This window comes from Klebsiella sp. C360 (assembly GCF_048822415.1).
Classification (GTDB): Bacteria; Pseudomonadota; Gammaproteobacteria; order Enterobacterales; family Enterobacteriaceae; genus Klebsiella; species Klebsiella quasipneumoniae.
Window position 1 is genome coordinate 128,728 of record NZ_JBMEZZ010000008.1, and the last position, 14,492, is coordinate 143,219.

Annotated in this window: 15 protein-coding genes, 3 tRNA genes and 1 pseudogene; 5 read left to right on the plus strand and 14 right to left on the minus strand. The window is 55.2% G+C overall.

The window, feature by feature from the left end; all coding sequences use genetic code 11:
- Positions 1-177 precede the first annotated feature (177 nt).
- Positions 178-288 (plus strand): annotated as a pseudogene (locus tag ACOI7D_RS20185) (hypothetical protein); the annotation flags it as partial.
- Between the two features lie 57 nt (positions 289-345).
- Positions 346-843 carry a non-heme ferritin gene (ftnA, locus tag ACOI7D_RS20190; RefSeq protein ID WP_109547155.1) on the plus strand — a complete coding sequence of 166 codons (498 nt, stop codon included), beginning with the start codon at positions 346-348 and terminating at the stop codon, positions 841-843.
- A 36-nt stretch (positions 844-879) separates the two neighbouring features.
- Here the strand turns inward: ftnA and ACOI7D_RS20195 are convergent, their stop codons facing one another.
- Positions 880-1,119, minus strand: coding sequence for a YecH family metal-binding protein (locus ACOI7D_RS20195; protein ID WP_023290274.1), 240 nt, complete (start codon positions 1,117-1,119; stop codon positions 880-882).
- Between the two features lie 192 nt (positions 1,120-1,311).
- Between ACOI7D_RS20195 and tyrP the strand changes: the two genes are divergently transcribed.
- Positions 1,312-2,523 carry a tyrosine transporter TyrP gene (tyrP, locus tag ACOI7D_RS20200; protein ID WP_049013750.1) on the plus strand — a complete coding sequence of 404 codons (1,212 nt, stop codon included), beginning with the start codon at positions 1,312-1,314 and terminating at the stop codon, positions 2,521-2,523.
- A gap of 25 nt (positions 2,524-2,548) precedes the next feature.
- Here tyrP and ACOI7D_RS20205 read toward each other — a convergent pair whose 3' ends face one another.
- Together ACOI7D_RS20205 and ACOI7D_RS20210 are read right to left on the minus strand one after the other, a co-directional pair.
- Positions 2,549-3,217: a YecA family protein gene (locus ACOI7D_RS20205; protein ID WP_004203454.1), complete on the minus strand. Its 669-nt coding sequence runs from the start codon at positions 3,215-3,217 to the stop codon at positions 2,549-2,551.
- Between the two features lie 98 nt (positions 3,218-3,315).
- Positions 3,316-4,197, minus strand: coding sequence for a dihydrodipicolinate synthase family protein (locus ACOI7D_RS20210; protein ID WP_109547154.1), 882 nt, complete (start codon positions 4,195-4,197; stop codon positions 3,316-3,318).
- Between the two features lie 327 nt (positions 4,198-4,524).
- Between ACOI7D_RS20210 and ACOI7D_RS20215 the strand changes: the two genes are divergently transcribed.
- Positions 4,525-5,415, plus strand: coding sequence for a DUF1796 family putative cysteine peptidase (locus ACOI7D_RS20215; protein ID WP_109547153.1), 891 nt, complete (start codon positions 4,525-4,527; stop codon positions 5,413-5,415).
- Between the two features lie 385 nt (positions 5,416-5,800).
- Here the strand turns inward: ACOI7D_RS20215 and ACOI7D_RS20220 are convergent.
- From ACOI7D_RS20220 to uvrY, 6 genes are all read right to left on the minus strand, one after another.
- A tRNA-Leu gene (locus ACOI7D_RS20220) sits at positions 5,801-5,887 on the minus strand.
- Positions 5,888-5,900: 13 nt separating this feature from the next.
- Positions 5,901-5,974, minus strand: a tRNA-Cys gene (locus tag ACOI7D_RS20225).
- Between the two features lie 40 nt (positions 5,975-6,014).
- Positions 6,015-6,090, minus strand: a tRNA-Gly gene (locus ACOI7D_RS20230).
- 150 nt (positions 6,091-6,240) lie between these two features.
- Positions 6,241-6,789, minus strand: a complete 549-nt coding sequence (gene pgsA / locus ACOI7D_RS20235; protein ID WP_004141115.1) for a CDP-diacylglycerol--glycerol-3-phosphate 3-phosphatidyltransferase — start codon at positions 6,787-6,789, stop codon at positions 6,241-6,243.
- A 57-nt stretch (positions 6,790-6,846) separates the two neighbouring features.
- Positions 6,847-8,679, minus strand: coding sequence for an excinuclease ABC subunit UvrC (gene uvrC / locus ACOI7D_RS20240; RefSeq protein ID WP_109547152.1), 1,833 nt, complete (start codon positions 8,677-8,679; stop codon positions 6,847-6,849).
- A complete protein-coding gene (gene uvrY, locus ACOI7D_RS20245) occupies positions 8,676-9,332 on the minus strand; it encodes a UvrY/SirA/GacA family response regulator transcription factor (protein WP_002911539.1) in 657 nt (218 codons plus the stop codon). Before uvrY ends, uvrC begins: the two co-directional genes overlap by 4 nt.
- A 461-nt stretch (positions 9,333-9,793) precedes the next feature.
- Between uvrY and ACOI7D_RS20250 the strand changes: the two genes are divergently transcribed.
- Entirely contained in the window at positions 9,794-10,018 is a 225-nt protein-coding gene (locus ACOI7D_RS20250) for a DUF2594 family protein (RefSeq protein ID WP_023290279.1), read from the plus strand.
- 67 nt (positions 10,019-10,085) lie between these two features.
- Here the strand turns inward: ACOI7D_RS20250 and sdiA are convergent, their stop codons facing one another.
- The 5 genes from sdiA to tcyJ form a co-directional block, all read right to left on the minus strand.
- The gene (sdiA, locus tag ACOI7D_RS20255) at positions 10,086-10,808 is read right to left on the minus strand and encodes a transcriptional regulator SdiA (protein ID WP_044524003.1); all 723 of its coding nucleotides are present in this window, start codon (positions 10,806-10,808) and stop codon (positions 10,086-10,088) included.
- A gap of 313 nt (positions 10,809-11,121) precedes the next feature.
- The gene (gene tcyN / locus ACOI7D_RS20260; RefSeq protein WP_004203465.1) at positions 11,122-11,874 is read right to left on the minus strand and encodes an L-cystine ABC transporter ATP-binding protein TcyN; all 753 of its coding nucleotides are present in this window, start codon (positions 11,872-11,874) and stop codon (positions 11,122-11,124) included.
- On the minus strand, positions 11,871-12,539 hold the full coding sequence (gene tcyL, locus ACOI7D_RS20265; RefSeq protein ID WP_008804215.1) for a cystine ABC transporter permease: 669 nt from the start codon (positions 12,537-12,539) through the stop codon (positions 11,871-11,873). The genes tcyN and tcyL overlap by 4 nt, the downstream gene beginning before the upstream one ends.
- A 15-nt stretch (positions 12,540-12,554) precedes the next feature.
- Positions 12,555-13,541, minus strand: coding sequence for a D-cysteine desulfhydrase (gene dcyD / locus ACOI7D_RS20270; protein WP_109547150.1), 987 nt, complete (start codon positions 13,539-13,541; stop codon positions 12,555-12,557).
- A gap of 95 nt (positions 13,542-13,636) precedes the next feature.
- Entirely contained in the window at positions 13,637-14,437 is an 801-nt protein-coding gene (gene tcyJ, locus ACOI7D_RS20275; protein ID WP_004203468.1) for a cystine ABC transporter substrate-binding protein, read from the minus strand.
- Positions 14,438-14,492 lie beyond the last annotated feature (55 nt).

Genomic DNA, 14,492 nt, shown 5'->3' on the forward strand with positions numbered 1-14,492 from the left:
CTACCTGGAAAACAAACTTTCAAATTTTATGAAAAGTTGTTTTAAAAATTACGCATCGCTTCACACTTTCGCCGCCTCTGCCGCTCAGGTTAGCGTGTCGCCTCCTCATCAGGACGACTCCGCCTGGCGCTCCCCGCCTCGCAATCCGCAGAGGCAGTCATTTCGCCTCCGCAAAAAACTAATAATAAATTAAAACCATTCTCATTTATTATTAAACTGCCAATGCGTGTTATTCCCATTAGCATTTTAAATAAAATCTTTTTAAATTTACTTTTTGCAAATAATTAAATAACAAATTATAGTGGCAGCCGATAACATCTATATTTTAATTCCAGGAGCGCGACGATGCTGAAAACGGAAATGATCGACAAACTGAATGAACAGATGAATCTTGAACTCTATTCTTCTCTTCTTTATCAGCAGATGAGCGCCTGGTGCAGTTATCATAGTTTTGAAGGGGCTGCGGCCTTCCTGCGTCGCCATGCCCAGGAAGAGATGACCCATATGCAGCGCCTGTTCGACTACCTGACCGACACCGGCAGCCTGCCGCGCATCAACTCTATCGCCTCCCCGTTTGCCGAGTATGCGTCACTGGATGAACTGTTCCGCCAGACCTATGAGCACGAGCAGCTGATCACGCAAAAAATTAATGAACTGGCGCACGCGGCTATGACCAGTCAGGATTACCCGACCTTTAATTTCCTGCAGTGGTATGTCGCCGAACAGCATGAAGAAGAGAAATTATTTAAATCGGTAATTGATAAACTGACCCTCGCCGGGAAAAGCGGTGAAGGTCTGTACTTTATCGACAAAGAGCTGGCCACCCTCGATACGCAGAATTAATTGCCCGCGCCGCGACGCTTCTCCGTCGCGGCATTTTCAATGCTGACAAATCTTGTTTTCTGCGGTGGTAAATCCTGCCTCTCTGGCAATAAATTTGCCTTTCTGCTCTAAAAACGCCACCAGCTCCGCAGCGCTCAGATTTTCCGCCGAACAGGTGTGAAAGCGCGCCTCTGCGCCAAAGCGACGGTGAATGGCCGCCTCCAGCGAAGCCACCGTCCAGCACTCCTTCGACGCCAGCATCATCTGCAGCACTTCATGACCATGAATAGAAGACATAACCCCTCCGGAAAAAAACGCCAGCTTAGGCCAGACCGACGGCCCGCGCCTTGCGCCAGCGCAGGCTTTCATCCTTTGGACCTTGTAAAGTTTTAATTACAGTGCTTGTAACCCTGATTTGACGAAAGACGCATTATCCCCTACTCTGCGCGGCATAAATTATTGTGATTTGCTGTAGGGATAGCGAAAAGCGTGAAGAACCGCACTCTGGGCAGTATTTTAATCGTAGCCGGCACCACAATCGGTGCAGGTATGTTGGCGATGCCATTGGCCGCCGCAGGCGTCGGCTTTACCGTCACGCTGGGTTTACTTTTCACCCTGTGGGCATTGATGTGCTATACCGCCCTTTTGCTGCTGGAAGTCTACCAGCATGTCCCTGCCGATATGGGGCTCGGTTCCCTGGCGGCGCGCTATCTGGGCCGTTATGGACAATGGATCACCGGGTTCTGCATGCTGTTTCTGCTGTATGCCCTCACGGCAGCCTACATCAGTGGCGCCGGCGAATTACTCGCTTCCAGCCTCAACCAGTGGCTGGACTGGCAGCTGCCGCCGGCTGCCGGCGTACTGATCTTCTCCCTGCTCGGCGGGGCGGTGGTGTGCATTGGCACCGCGCTGGTCGACCTGTTTAATCGCTTCCTGTTTAGCGCCAAAATCGTCTTCCTGGTGATTATGCTGGCTCTGCTGATGCCGCACATTCATCAGGTGAACCTGCTCACACTGCCGGTTGAGCAAGGCCTGGCGCTGTCGGCCATTCCGGTGATCTTTACCTCTTTTGGCTTTCACGGCAGCGTGCCGAGCGTCGTCAGCTATCTGGGGGGCGATATCCGTAAGCTGCGCCGGGTGTTTATTATCGGCAGTTTTATTCCGCTGGTGGCCTATATTTTCTGGCAGCTGGCGACGCTGGGCAGTATCGACGCTCCGGCCTTTACCGCCCTGCTGGCGCAACATGCCGGTCTGAACGGTCTGCTGGAGGCGATCCGCGAAGTGGTAGCGTCACCGCACGTGGAGCTGGCCGTACACCTGTTTGCCGACCTTGCGCTGGCGACCTCCTTCCTCGGCGTCTCGCTCGGGCTGTTTGATTATCTGGCCGATATGTTTCAGCGCAAAAACAGCGTCAGCGGGCGTCTGCAGAGCGGGATGATCACCTTTCTGCCGCCGCTGGCGTTCGCCCTGTTCTATCCCCGCGGCTTCGTCATGGCCCTGGGCTACGCCGGGGTGGCGTTGGCCGTGCTGGCCCTGATGTTACCGGCCATGCTGGTCATGAAGAGCCGCCGACTGCATCCGCAGGCGGCCTGGCGGGTGGCCGGCGGCGCCCCGGCGCTGTGGCTGGTCCTGCTGTGCGGGATCGGCATCGTAGCGATCCAGTTCTGCATCGTCGCCGGGCTGTTACCGGCGGTGGGATAAAAGAAGGGGCCAACTGGCCCCTTTTTCATTTCGCTAAGCAACACTGCTTATACTTTTTACCGCTGCCGCACGGACAGGGATCGTTACGTCCGACTTTCGTCTCATTTCTTACCGGCTGCGGGACCACCTCCGGCTGTGGATTCGCCATCCAGTACTGGTAAAGTGCCAGCGCCGCCGGGGTGATGCGCTCGATGCTGGCGATAAATTCATCCGCCGTCAGATTATCCAGCGCGGAAAACTGTTCTTCGCTACCGTGGAGCGCAATCGCCTCCAGCTCAGGCTGAAGTTCAGCAGGCAGCGTCGACCAGTCGCTCAGCGCTACGCCGCGCAGATAGCCAAAACACCACTCTTCAACGATGGTCAGCTCCTGACCTTCCGCTTCACGGGTGCCGAACAGCGGTTCGAACTGATCGGGATAAGACTCCAGCCGTTCGGCGATATCGCTCATATGCTGCAGCGTCAGATTGACAAAGCGATCGCGCTCGCGGTCGTTGGCCCAGCGTGGCACATTATCGGCACCACCCCAGATAGCCAGCAGCCACTGGGCGGGTTCGATAGCGGTGGGCGCCGAGAGGATCGCCGTCAACAGGCCATCCAGTTCAGAGACATCCAGAATAGCGCCTTCGGTGGCGTATTTCGCCAGCGTCTCGTCCAGCCATTCCAGTTCGTTTTCGTTTAAAGGTCCGGTATTCATTCACAGGCTCGCATGGTAAAAATCGGGCCTACAGTAGCCGAAATGCCGGCAGAAAGCCACCCGGCAGCGCCCATTGCGCCTGCGTCGACCCGACACAATCAGGCCAGCCCGTGCAGCGCCGCCGCCACGTCGCGACAGGCCTCCTCCCCTAACGGCAGCAAGGGGCGGGGAAGCGAGTCAGGATCACACAATCCCAGAATGGCCGCAGCGGCGGCGACCACCCGCAGGCTGCCGCCGTAGCGGTCAAAGCACCGCCAGAGGGGCGCAAGTTGCTTATTCAGCGCCGCCACCTGTGCCGCATCGCCGTGACAGATAGCTTTCACCAGCGCCAGAGAGATACGTGGAAAGAGGCCGCCGCAGACCGAGTACCAGACCTCGCAGCCGGCCTGCAAGCCCGCCGTCGCGCGAACGTCACCGCTAACGCCAAGCGTCACGCCGCCAGGCAGATGACGACGCAGAGCCGCCACCCGTTCGCTCGCCTGCGGCGCGGGCAGACCGGGAATTTTTATCGAGGCGATGGCCGGTAAGGCAGCAATCTGCCCCTGCAGCTCATCCGATAACGTCACGTGGGTGGTACGGGGGTTGTCATACAGGCAAACCGGCACCGAGGCATGCCGGCAGACCTCCTCGTAAAAAGCGTAGATCTCCTCCGCAAAGAGCGGCTGATAGGACATCATCGGCAGGAGCAATGCATCTGCCCCGGCCTGCTGGGCATCCTCCACCAGCCGGAGCACCTCGCTAGTGGCGATGGCGCCGACGCCGACCATCATCGGGGTCGACCCGGCATGCGCCTTCGCCACCTGCACCACCCGCTTGCGCTGTTCACGACTGAGATAGGCGTAGCTGCCGGTTGAGCCTAAGATGCCCAGGGAGTCGACTCCGGCATCGGTAAGACCATCAAGAAGACGAATAAACGCTTTTTCATCGATAGTTTGCTGATGCAGCGGCGTCAGCGGAAACGCGCAAAGCCCTGTGAACATGATGCCTCCGGCAGGCTGGATGAAGTGTCCGGACGATAGTAGCAGGGAGAGATCGTTTTGTCCTGGGACAAATGAGCGATTGCCGGTGACAATGGATTGTTTCCCACCACGTGGTGATCCCGTTCGCGAGATTGCCGCCGTCAGCCCAGTCATCGATAGCCACCAGAGTCTGCCGAGGATATTCAACGACGCCGTGCCCTGCAGTCGCTATTTTTTTGCTGGATTGCCAATCTTAAATCAACTTGTCATAATCCCGCGCAATTTATATGGCTATATATTTAAGCAGCAATTAAATAAAGCAACACTATGGCTTCAAGCGGATAAAAAATGGCAGATGACATCCAGAAAAAATATCTCAAAATATTGTTAATAAAGTCTACGTATAAAACATTACTGGGTCGCCCCGCAGATCCTGACGGTCTTAAAAATTATTACCATGCAATTTCTGACAAGTCGCTTGCAGAATCAGCACAACTTCTTAACGCATCGCTGATGAACAGTGACGAGTTCAAGCGATTAACACCATCCAGAATGGCATTCGAGAATGTATGTATCCCGCCACATCCTGTATCAGGGATTGAAACTCAAGGGCGATGGGCTGTGAAGCACATTGTGTCATTAGGAAGCCATTGTTTAACGTCGTGGACACTGAAAAAATTTAATCTGAAAAAAACCTCTCTGCCTTTTGACTGGATTTTTTCCTGTCCCGCGATGGTCATCGATTGCCTGAGGGACGATTTTCAGACTTTTTTAGACAAAAACGAATATAGCTCATTAAATCGCCAGTCCAAAGAACCCGGCGCCCACCACAATAAATATAAAGAAAAATATAACCTGAATGATATCTTCACCCATCGCGATCCCACCACCCCAGCCGATTATGCGTATTACCTCCGCGCAGTAAAGAGATTCAGGAACATATTAAAAAGCGCGGATGGCAAGCTTTTTGTCATTTGCTGCAGAGAAGAGATCGACCTTGCCAAGGCGCTCCCGGCATTAGTCGCTGAACTTGCTCAGCACACGACGAACTTTTATCTGTTAGCTTTTTCACTGCGGAAACCCTCTCACCTTCAGCTGGAGCGCATCGCGTCCGGGGAGAATTATTCGCTATATCGTTTTACCCCTGAGTCTGAAGAAAGATTTACCGGCAAATTCCCCTCGCTTACGGATGAGATGGTATTTATATCGAAAGTACTTTCTTTCAACCTCGAACTGTAGAGACGGTTTCAACGCCGGTTCGCTGTGTACCCGCTTGCCTCCCCCTGCTGGCCTGGGGGAGCGAGATCGTTCCGATCATATAATCCCCCACCCGCTAAGCCTTTATCCGCCGCGACCCGGACCGGCTTCACTACGGTAAGCCTCTACGCCAGAGGTCTGTGCCGATCACAGACCATGACTTCAGGCCTCTCCTTGCCCGGAGTCAGAACGGCATCCCGTATCATCAGGCGCAGGCTTAGCCAGTAACAATGTTTCGGGTGCAGGACAAGGTGGAGAAGAAAAACAGGATGACATGTCGTGATAAAGCGGGGTTTAAAAACAAAAAAACCACCCGTAGGTGGTTTCACGACACTGCTTATTGCTTTGATTATTCTATATTTCCCAATGGTACCCGGAGTGGGACTTGAACCCACACAGCGCGAACGCCGAGGGATTTTAAATCCCTTGTGTCTACCGATTCCACCATCCGGGCTCGGGATATAAAGTGGAGGCGCGTTCCGGAGTCGAACCGGACTAGACGGATTTGCAATCCGCTACATAACCGCTTTGCTAACGCGCCTTTAATTCTGAAGCACCCGCTACTGCCGATGCTGTTAATCTGGAGCGGGAAACGAGACTCGAACTCGCGACCCCGACCTTGGCAAGGTCGTGCTCTACCAACTGAGCTATTCCCGCATCATCAAGTTATTTGCTAATCACTTGATTTTGTTATCGTCTGGAAGACTGTGCCACCGTTCGATGCGTTGCATTCTACTTATCTCTCGCGGTGAGTCAACGGTATTTTTCGCAACTTTGCATCGTTTGCTGAAAATAACGGCGAAACGATCACTGATCAAGCAAATCGCCGCGCGCCGCGTTCAAATATTGCAGCATCGACCACAGCGTCAGCACCGCCGCCACGAGGAAAAGCGCGATCCCGGCCCATTCCACCCACGGATAAGGACGCCACAGCATCCACACCAGGGCAGTCATCTGTGCGGTGGTTTTCACTTTGCCAATCCACGAGACCGCCACGCTGCTGCGTTTTCCCAGCTCCGCCATCCACTCGCGCAGCGCGGAGATAATAATTTCCCGGGCAATCATCGTCGCCGCCGGCAGCGTGACCCACCAGGTGTGATAGTGCTCAGCGACCAGCACCATGGCGATAGCCACCATGACTTTATCGGCCACCGGATCGAGGAAGGCGCCGAACCGGGTACTCTGGTTCCAGCGACGGGCGAGGAAACCATCAAACCAGTCGGTCACGGCGGCAACAAAGAAAATCAGCGCGCAGGCAAACGGCGCCCAGCTAAAAGGCAGATAAAACGCCAGCACAAAGAACGGGATCAGGATGACGCGGAACAGAGTAAGCAACGTAGGGATATTAAATTGCATAGTGACGGGTAACTATCTGTTGTAAGTAAAAATTAGCCCTATGTTGCTACAGAGCCCCTAATGTTTCAACGAGTAGAAGATCTTTTCTGCCAGAGCGTGAGAGATGCCCGGTACTTTGGCAATTTCTTCGACGCTGGCCTGCTGCAGCCCCTGCAGCCCCCCCATGTACTTCAGCAGCATCTGGCGACGCTTCGGCCCCACCCCCTCGATAGTCTCAAGCGAGCTGGTGCTCTTCACTTTCGCCCGTTTTTTGCGATGTCCGGAGATCGCATGATCGTGCGATTCATCGCGGATATGCTGGATCACATGCAGGGCCGGCGAATCCGGCGGCAGGCTAAACCCCTCGCCCTCTGGTTCAAAGAATAACGTTTCCAGGCCGGCTTTACGATCGCTACCTTTCGCCACGCCCAGCAGCAGCGGATGATGTTTATCCCAGGGGACGTCCAGCTCGGCAAACACCGCTTTCGCCTGCGCCAGCTGCCCCTTGCCGCCGTCTATCAGGATCACATCCGGAATCTTGTTGTCATCAATCGCTTTACCATAGCGACGGCGCAGGACCTGATTCATCGCCGCATAGTCATCGCCCGGGGTGATGCCGGCGATATTGTAGCGCCGGTACTCCGCGCGCAGGGGGCCATTGCTGTCAAATACCACGCAGGAGGCGACGGTCTGTTCGCCCATGGTGTGGCTGATATCAAAGCACTCCATCCGCTTCACGGCCGGCAGCTCCAGCACGGAGGCCAGCGCCTGCAGACGCTGATGGATGGTCGATTGCTGAGACAATTTCGTGGTTAACGCCGTGGCGGCATTGGTGCGCGCCAGCTTAAGGTAACGCGCCCGGTCGCCGCGCGGTTTAGTCTGCACATGAATTCGGCGCCCCGCCAGCTCCGACAGCGACTCGGCCAGCAGCGTCTTATCCCCGAGGTTGAAGTCGAGCAAAATCTCTCCCGGCAGCGTGCGCATCTGGCTGCCCTGCAGGTAGAACTGGCCGACAAAGGTCTCCACGACCTCGCCCAGCTCGGTGCCGCCCGGCACTTTCGGGAAGTAGCTGCGGCTGCCCAGCACTTTCCCCTGGCGGATAAACAGCACATGGACGCAGGCCATTCCGGCATCAAAGGCAACCCCGATCACGTCAAGATCGTCACCGGTGTTAGAGACAAACTGTTTCTCCGTCACGCGGCGGACGGCCTGAATCTGGTCGCGAATGCGCGCCGCCTCTTCGAACTCGAGGTTATGACTCGCCTTCTCCATCCTCGCGATGAGCTGAGTCAGCACCTGATCATCTTTGCCGGCGAGAAACAGCCGCACATACTCCACCTGCTGAGCATACTCGTCTTCACTGACCAGCCCCGCCACGCACGGCCCCAGGCAGCGGCCAATCTGATACTGTAGACAGGGACGGGAGCGATTGCGGTAGACGCTGTTTTCACACTGACGGATGGGAAAGATTTTCTGCAGCAGCGCCAGGGTCTCGCGCACGGCATAGCCGTTAGGAAAAGGACCAAAATACTCGCCCTTCGCATGTTTGGCGCCACGATGCATCGCCAGACGCGGATGGGTATCGCCGCTGAGGAAGATAAAAGGATACGACTTATCGTCGCGCAACAGCACGTTGTACCGCGGCTGGTACAGCTTGATATAGTTGTGTTCAAGCAGCAGCGCTTCCGTCTCGGTATGGGTGACGGTCACGTCGATTTGCGCGATCAGCGCCACCAGCGCTTCCGTTTTACGCGACGCGAGGTTGCTGCGGAAGTAGCTGCTGAGCCGCTTTTTCAAATCTTTGGCTTTGCCAACATAGATGACGGTTCCGCCAGCATCATACATCCGATATACACCGGGCTGGCTGGTTACCGTTTTCAGGAAAGCTTTTGCGTCAAAAACATCACTCACTGGCTTGCTAACGACTCCGCATTACACAGGCCATGGCGAATTGCCAGGTGGGTCAGCTCGACATCGCCATGAATGTTCAATTTGCTGAACATCCGATAGCGATAGCTGTTAACCGTTTTAGGACTCAGATTCAGCTGCTCTGAGATCTCATTCACCTTCTGACCTTTGGTGATCATCAGCATAATCTGCAATTCGCGTTCAGACAAACTGGCAAACGGCGATTCTGTTTTTTCCGGTTCAATCTGACTTAACGCCATTTGCTGCGCAATATCGGAGGCAATGTAACGTTGCCCGGACGCGACGCAGCGAATCGCATTCACCACTTCCTGTGGCGCAGCGCCCTTACTGAGATACCCTGCCGCCCCTGCCTGCATGACCTTGGCAGGTAAAGGATTCTCGGTATGCACGGTCAACATGATCACTTTCGTGCCCGCTACCGAGCGCGCGATTTTGCGCGTCGCTTCCAGACCACCGATCCCGGGCATGTTCATGTCCATCAGGACGACATCAGCGGAATTAGCCCGGCACCACTTGACGGCGTCTTCGCCGCAGCAGGCTTCGCCAGCGACTTTAATCCCTTTTATATCTTCCAGAATGCGTCGTATCCCTGCGCGCACCAGTTCGTGGTCATCAACAAGAAGAACGTTGATCAAAGGAATAATCTCCAGAATGAGGGATAACGCTACTGATACTTTATCTCCCACATATTACCGGGTTTTATTGCTAATTTAAAAGGCAAAAAAATGCCGTCTCCTCGATTTGGCTCTCATTTATGGCAATGTCTGTGCACACTGAGTGGAAAGTCATTGCGAACAATCAGTTGCCCGAGGCTTATTTTTTAACAATCCTCATACAGAAGGCACAAAAAACACAACAGATTACGTAGCGCATAAATACGAGGCAAAATATGTAACAATTATTAACGTGCTAAATAATTGGGGGAAATTATTGCGCTGCTGACAGCTATTACGTCTTATCTGATGCATAAAATCATTCACAACTCAGATGAGAGAACAGAAATTAAGCACTACTTTTTTTTCTGTCGCTTGTGGTATACTGCGCGGCCTTCACATTCAGACAGGCGCAATAGCGCAGCGAGCAAACGAGGATATCGATGAGCACACCAGATTTTTCCACTGCAGAAAATAATCAAGAACTGGCGCAGGAAGTCTCCTGCCTGAAAGCGCTGATGACGCTAATGCTGCAGGCGATGGGTCAGGCAGACGCGGGTCGCGTGATTATTAAAATGGAAAAGCAGATCGCGCAGATGGAAGATGAGGCTCAGGCCGCCGTATTCTCCAGCACCGTTAAGCAAATTAAACAAGCATACCGGCAGTAATCTTGTACCGGCTGAAAGTATGACTGACAGCCGGTATCACGTCTGGCACGCAGAACGGCAGGCGCATTCAGATTAGCCCTGTCGCCACGGCGTAACAGGCAATTTGCGTTTTATTCGGCGCGTTAAATTTCCGTTGCATATTCTTCTGATGGAAATTAACCGTATTTTCCGAAATCGAGAGAATCATCGCCACCTCCGCCGAGGTCTTTCCTTCCGCGGTCCATTTGAGGATCTCCAGTTCGCGCCGGCTGAACTTCATCTCCGGCGGCATCACCATCTCATCTTCCAGACGCAAGAGCGTCAACAGGCTCAACTCCGTCAGCGTTCGCAGGCGCAGCTCCAGTTCATCATCAGGATAAGCGTTCGGCAAACGGTTGTTCGCGGAGACGGAGAGAAAACCCTGAGCATGATTCGGCAACGTCAGACACTGTGTCACCCCTTTTTGCAAACCATGGTCGCGCGCCCCGTCCCATAATGCCTGGGCATCGCGAAACAGCCCATCTTCCCATGGCAGATGGCCACGCATAAAATTCTCCGGGCGTAACACGGGATCTATCGTGAAATAATTCTCTGCCTGGTAATGAGACATCCATGCGCGGGGATAGGTCGACTGAAACGTGACGCGGGGGCGAGTGAAAGGCACCGGGTGACGCACACAAAGCGTGTAGTAATCATATTCCAGCGTTTCTGTTTCTCGTTGCAGGAGATTATAAACCTCCTCACCGGCGGCCATGGACTGAAATTGATGCAGCATATCCCGCCGCCAGCTGAAAAAATCATTGTCCCTCATAGCTGTGCAAATAACTCCTGATTGATAATCATTATTATAAATACAGAAAACTAACACATAAATCTTATTTATATGTATAAAATATCGTAGCTGTCGCATTTATTAGCCTGAAGGCTTGCCTTTTTTCCGCTCGCTGCGCTGAAACTAAGGCCCTCCCTTCATTTTCTACACCCTACACGGGGGGATGGGAAGCGGTGTATACGGCCAGGGGAGTCAATAGCACGAAAATGTGATGATGGGGCGTTCCCCCGGCGTGGAAGCGGGCTGAACGCGGCGGCCCTCGCGATGGAGCGCCGCCGCGCCAGCGCCTGCTCTACTGCATCAGGAATTTTTCGAGGAACTGGCGGGTACGCGGTTGCTGAGGCGAGGCGAACAGCGCTTTGGCCTCGCCTTGTTCAACGATACGTCCCTGATCCATAAAAATCGCCCGATCGGCAACGTCGCGAGCGAAGCTCATTTCATGGGTCACGATAACCATGGTGCGTTTCTCCTGCGCCAGCTGGCGGATGGTATTGAGCACTTCCCCTACCAGCTCAGGATCAAGGGCCGAGGTCGGTTCATCAAACAGGATCACGTCCGGACGCATGGCCAGTGCGCGAGCAATGGCGACCCGCTGCTGCTGACCGCCGGAGAGGCGGCGCGGATAGCTGTTCTCTTTGCCGCTGAGGCCTACCTTCGCCAGCAGATCGCGCGCCCGCGCCATCGACTCCTGCTTGTCTTCGCCTTTTACGATGACCGGCCCTTCAATAATGTTCTCCAGCACCGTCCGGTGGGGAAACAGGTTAAAGTTCTGGAAGACAAAACCCACGTGCTGGCGCAGCCGCCGAATAAGCCCTTTTTGCGGCCCGAGGCTGCGACCGGCGTCGATCGTCACATCGCCGACGCGGATAGTGCCGCTCTCCGGTTGCTCCAGCAGATTAATGCTGCGCAGCAGGGTAGTCTTCCCCGAGCCGCTGGGACCAATGATCGCCACCACTTCGCCTTCCTGCACCTCCAGGTCGATACCGTGGAGCACCGTCTGGCCATGGAATTTTTTCACCAGGCTTTTTACTTCAATCGCACTCATTTCGGATCACGCTCCTGGCGGTTCAGCTGGTTTTCAAAATAGTTCTGCAGCGAGGAGAGTACCGTCGCCATCACCCAGTAGATCAGAGAGGCTGCCAGATACATGGTGAAGACCTCCAGCGTACGCGAGGTGATAAGCTGCGCCTGACGGAACAGCTCCGGCACCTGGATCGTCGCCGCCAGCGAGGTATCTTTTACCAGGCTGATAAAACTGTTAGAGAGCGGCGGCAAAGCGACCCGCGCCGCCTGGGGTAAAATAGCCCGACGCATTGTCTGCCACGGGGTCATACCGATACTGGCCGCCGCTTCCCATTGCCCTTTGTCAATCGAGGCGATGGCCGCGCGCAGGGTTTCCGCCGCGTAGGCCGCCGTGTTCAGCGACAGGCCGATCATCGCCGCCGGGATCGGGTCAAGTTCAATGCCAAACTGCGGCAAACCGTAGTAGATCATGAACAGCTGGGCGATAAGCGGTGTCCCGCGAAAAATGGAGATATACATGCGCGCCAGCCATTTTACCGGCCAGAGGGGCGACATGCGCATCAGCGCCAGGATAAAGCCCAGCACCAGGCCGAAAAACATCCCGCCAATGCTCAGCTGCAGCGTAAAGACGGCGCCTTTCAGCAGAAAAGGCGCGGAATCGATGACCAGTTGGATACTTTCTTGCATGCTGTGGTTTCTATATTAGACGTGAGGATGATAGGCAAACAGCGCCGGCGCTCCGCCGGTGTGGACGAACAAAATCGGCCCTTCATCCTTAAAGCGCTTCTGCGTAATGCCATCGATAAGTCCGGCCATCGCTTTGCCGGTATAGACCGGGTCAAGCAAAATACCTTCCAGTTGCGCCAGCAGCTTCACGGCGGCCATCCCTTCCTCGTTTGGCGTCCCGTAGCCCGGTGCAAAGTAATCATCCCACAGGATGATGTCGGCTTTCGCCTGCAGCTCAAGGCTGTTGGCCACGGCCTGCTGCAGCGCCACCACTTTCGGCAGCTGGTCGGCAACAGCGCGCGACACCGTCACCCCGATCAGTTCCGCCTGCGGCATTAGCTGTTCAAGGCCGACCGCCAGTCCGGCATGGGTGCCGGCGCTCCCGGAGGCGACCACCACCGACGAAATCTCCACTGCGTCTTCGCACTGCTGGGCGATTTCCAGCGCGCTTTCCACATAGCCTAGCGCCCCAAGGGCGTTAGAGCCGCCGACCGGAATGACATACGGGCGGTACCCCTGCGCTTCGATACGGGTCGCCAGCTCGTCGAGCTGGGCAGCGGGATCGGTCAGGGCATCGCACATCTCAATCTGGGTATTAAACAGATCCAGCAGCAGGCGGTTGCCATTGCTCAGATAGTTCTCCGCCCGGGTGCGGATGGGATTTTCCAGCAGCGCTACGCAGTGCAGGCCCAGTTTGGCGGCGACCGCCGCCGTCTGGCGCACATGGTTAGACTGGATCGCGCCGGCGGTGATTAAGGTATCCGCCCCTTCGCGCAGGGCATCGGCGGCGAGAAACTCCAGCTTACGCAGTTTGTTGCCCCCCATCGCCAGCGGCGTCGTATCATCACGTTTGATAAAAATTTCGCGCCCGAGGTGATCGGACAGACGCGGAAGATACTCCAGCGGCGTCGGCGCGCCGATCAGTTCCAGACGCGGAAAGCGGGTTAAATTTTGCAGTGACATGGCCCCTCCTGACTCAGTTATGCTTCATTATGCACACAGTTACGCGCTAAATAAAAAAAGGCGCTTCCAGGAGCGCCTTTTTTCACCGCTGGCCGTTATTTTGTCACGTCAGCGCCAAACCATTTCTCGGACAGCGCCTTCAGGCTGCCATCTTTCTGCATATCCGCAATCGCGCCATCTACCGCTTTCAGCAGGTCATCGTTGCCTTTACGCAGCGCAACGCCAGCTTCCTGACGGGAGAACGCTTCGCCGGTGACCGCCAGCGTATTGTTGGTTTTCTTCACCAGATCCAGCGCCGCCAGACGGTCAACCAGAATGGCGTCAATACGGCCTACGCGCAGATCCTGGTATTTGGTCGGGTCGTCGTCATAGGTGCGGACATCCACGCCCTGGACGTTCTGACGCAGCCACTCTTCATAGTTAGTGCCCAGCCCGACGCCCACTTTCTTGCCTTTCAGATCCGCCGCGGTTTTAATCGCGCCTTCGTTGCCTTTCTTCACCAGCGCCTGCACACCGGAGATCGTGTACGGGGTAGAGAAATCGTATTTCTTCTTACGCTCATCGGAGATAGTGACCTGGTTAATCACCACGTCAATGCGTTTGGAGTCCAGCGAGGCCAGCATACCGTCCCACTTGGTCGGTTTGAGGTCGGCCTTCACGCCCAGATGTTTCGCCAGCTCGTTGGCGAACTCCACTTCAAAGCCGGTCAGCTTGCCGTCATCGCCCTGGAAGCTAAAGGGAGGATAGGTGCCTTCGAGGCCCACGCGCAGCGTGCCGCGCTCTTTAATCTGATTGAGCAGGTTTTCCGCCGCAAAAGTTTTCACGCTAACGCCAGCCATCAAAACAACGGCCATTGCGCCCATCAGCGCCTGACGACCCAGAAGTGCTAATTTCATAGATACCCCGAAGATTAGGATTTTCCTGTAGTGTAAGGCGCTTAACGGCCCGACA

Excerpts from the sequence above, each read along its gene's own strand:
- ftnA (WP_109547155.1), top strand. The coding sequence starts at position 346 with ATGCTGAAAACGGAAATGATCGACAAACTGAATGAACAGATGAATCTT.
- ACOI7D_RS20195 (WP_023290274.1), bottom strand. The coding sequence starts at position 1,119 with ATGTCTTCTATTCATGGTCATGAAGTGCTGCAGATGATGCTGGCGTCG.
- ACOI7D_RS20205 (WP_004203454.1), bottom strand. The coding sequence starts at position 3,217 with ATGAATACCGGACCTTTAAACGAAAACGAACTGGAATGGCTGGACGAG.
- ACOI7D_RS20210 (WP_109547154.1), bottom strand. The coding sequence starts at position 4,197 with ATGTTCACAGGGCTTTGCGCGTTTCCGCTGACGCCGCTGCATCAGCAA.
- ACOI7D_RS20215 (WP_109547153.1), top strand. The coding sequence starts at position 4,525 with ATGGCAGATGACATCCAGAAAAAATATCTCAAAATATTGTTAATAAAG.
- pgsA (WP_004141115.1), bottom strand. The coding sequence starts at position 6,789 with ATGCAATTTAATATCCCTACGTTGCTTACTCTGTTCCGCGTCATCCTG.
- ACOI7D_RS20250 (WP_023290279.1), top strand. The coding sequence starts at position 9,794 with ATGAGCACACCAGATTTTTCCACTGCAGAAAATAATCAAGAACTGGCG.
- sdiA (WP_044524003.1), bottom strand. The coding sequence starts at position 10,808 with ATGAGGGACAATGATTTTTTCAGCTGGCGGCGGGATATGCTGCATCAA.
- tcyN (WP_004203465.1), bottom strand. The coding sequence starts at position 11,874 with ATGAGTGCGATTGAAGTAAAAAGCCTGGTGAAAAAATTCCATGGCCAG.
- tcyL (WP_008804215.1), bottom strand. The coding sequence starts at position 12,539 with ATGCAAGAAAGTATCCAACTGGTCATCGATTCCGCGCCTTTTCTGCTG.
- dcyD (WP_109547150.1), bottom strand. The coding sequence starts at position 13,541 with ATGTCACTGCAAAATTTAACCCGCTTTCCGCGTCTGGAACTGATCGGC.
- tcyJ (WP_004203468.1), bottom strand. The coding sequence starts at position 14,437 with ATGAAATTAGCACTTCTGGGTCGTCAGGCGCTGATGGGCGCAATGGCC.